This window comes from Brytella acorum (assembly GCF_029309905.1).
Taxonomy (GTDB): domain Bacteria; phylum Pseudomonadota; class Alphaproteobacteria; order Acetobacterales; family Acetobacteraceae; genus Brytella; species Brytella acorum.
Window position 1 is genome coordinate 1 of sequence record NZ_JARBJP010000032.1, and the last position, 2,061, is coordinate 2,061.

Annotated in this window: 2 protein-coding genes; both read right to left on the reverse strand. The window is 41.7% G+C overall.

Annotated features, from left to right (window positions below; genetic code table 11):
* Positions 1-146: 146 nt before the first annotated feature.
* Positions 147-320, reverse strand: coding sequence for a transposase (locus PWM43_RS15290; protein WP_289843322.1), 174 nt, complete (start codon positions 318-320; stop codon positions 147-149).
* Between the two features lie 62 nt (positions 321-382).
* Positions 383-1,825: an O-fucosyltransferase family protein gene (locus tag PWM43_RS15295; RefSeq protein WP_289843323.1), complete on the reverse strand. Its 1,443-nt coding sequence runs from the start codon at positions 1,823-1,825 to the stop codon at positions 383-385.
* Between the last annotated feature and the right edge of the window lie 236 nt (positions 1,826-2,061).

The window sequence follows — 2,061 nt, forward strand, 5'->3', positions numbered from 1 at the left end:
CCAGCCGCCTAGCTATGACCCCGAACGACCGTGCTGTCGATCATGTGCTGCCAGTCATCGGTCAGGCCGAGGTCAACCAGTGTTTCCAGCAAGGCATCCCAGACGCCTTGCTCAGCCCACCGGCGGAACCGGACATAGACCGAGTTCTACTCTCCGTAACACTCATGCATGTCCCACCACGGACAACCGACACGTAGCACATAAAGCATTCCGTTGAGAAACAGACGATTACCCTGTGCCAGTCGTGACCAATGGCCACGTTCAGGCGGCAGAAGGCCGCCAATGATTGTCCATTCCTCGTCCGTCAGGTTACCACGCATTCACCGGTCTCCGCAAAGACCGGCTTTGAATCACATCTCCAACACCCTGAAAACGTCTTTTGTCAACAAAACCTAGTCGTATTATTTTTTTTAAACGCGATCTGCATGCACAAAAGTTTACCTTTCCCTGATATTGATTTACACTCGTCCCCATTTGAGGCCACGACAATATTGTCATGGTCTGAAAAAATCGCCGCGTATATGCAATCTAATGTGAGACTAGCAGGGCCTTCTATCATAATACAAAACCCACTCAGAGGAAGACTTTTGCCTTTACTCCCACTGTAATCTCCATCATTAGACCATTTGCTTTCTACCCGATGAATATCGAAAGTTTTGTAAATTACGCGTGGCGCAGATTCTGAGACAGAAATTTCAAATCCTTCTATGTGATGTAAATCTTTTTTTGTGCAATCTCCAGCAACAAGTTTCGAGTTTACAACTCCGCGCACCATACTTGTTCTGCTAATGTATTCCCCTAAATTTGATACATGAGCCGAAATAACCATAGGGAACGATAAATAGTTGTCATTTTTGTTTAATAAGTCAGGTCTCAGCCAAGTTCTTCCTAATGCCTTTTCTGCATTTACTGAAGTTCCATTGTCGTGTCTTTCCTGTATATCAGAATTATTGTCGTTGTATATATAATGATTACGAACATATTCCCTATTTTTACAGTACTTTTCAAATGTTACGAAGCATGAAAATGTGCTTCTGCTCGTTCCTATAAATATAGGGCTAGACATTCCTATTTCGAAATCAACTAAAGATAGTATGAGGGGGTTATATTTTCCAAAATCTAAAAAATCAGATTTCCAAAATAGGTTAATTCCATAATTTTCTAACGCTATCCTTCTAATTTCAGATTTTGATAAAGGCATAGCATTTTCATCACACAAAACAAATGCTGAAGTCAACGATGAATCAAATTTGTGCTTTATTTTATCTAATATTTCTTTTGCTGTTGGCAAGTTTCGTTCGTTTGATATTGAATTTAAAATATTTGATGAATATCCTTCCCAATCCTTTTCAATCCGCATCTGTATAGTGCAATTTACTCCAGAATTTCTTAATGAGTTTTTTATATAATTTGTCAAATTGTAGTAATCTTCGGTTAGCTCAAGAGCGCGAACGATGGAGCAAGTTAAATCATCTAGAGAAACATCGCCATAATATAGTACCTCCCCAAATCTATCGGCTCCTTCTAGGAAGCATTGCCACCCATCTACGGTTTCATACAAGCCATTTCCAAAAAAAGATACGGATATAGAAAAACTCTCTAACACTTTAAGCAAAGGCTCTTTTTTGAAAACTTCAAAAAAATCAATTCTGTCACGCACATCAGTGGACAAATCATAGATAACAAGCGGTGGAAAGCACAACGGTCGCCTCTCCCGAAAAGCTTTATGAGCCAGTCCTATAAAAGCAATTTTTTGATTTGTAATCCCAAGATCGATGCCATCGTAGCTTATAGGTTGTGTTGTGTGTGTTTTTTCTGAAGACATAGGAAAAATCCTCAATCATGAAGTGAACCGCCCCGGGATTGGCAGAGACTAGCGTACATAAATTACGCGGCGATGGGGATATGGTCCAGAGCGGCATAAGACTGTTGTTCGGCCTCGGTTGACGTTATGTTGCCAATCGGTTCGAGGATACGACGGTTATTAAACCAGTCCACCCGTTCGAGCATGGATCGGATGGTTTCCGGGAGAGCCGTAAGGCTGTTCCGGGCGCCGCAGGC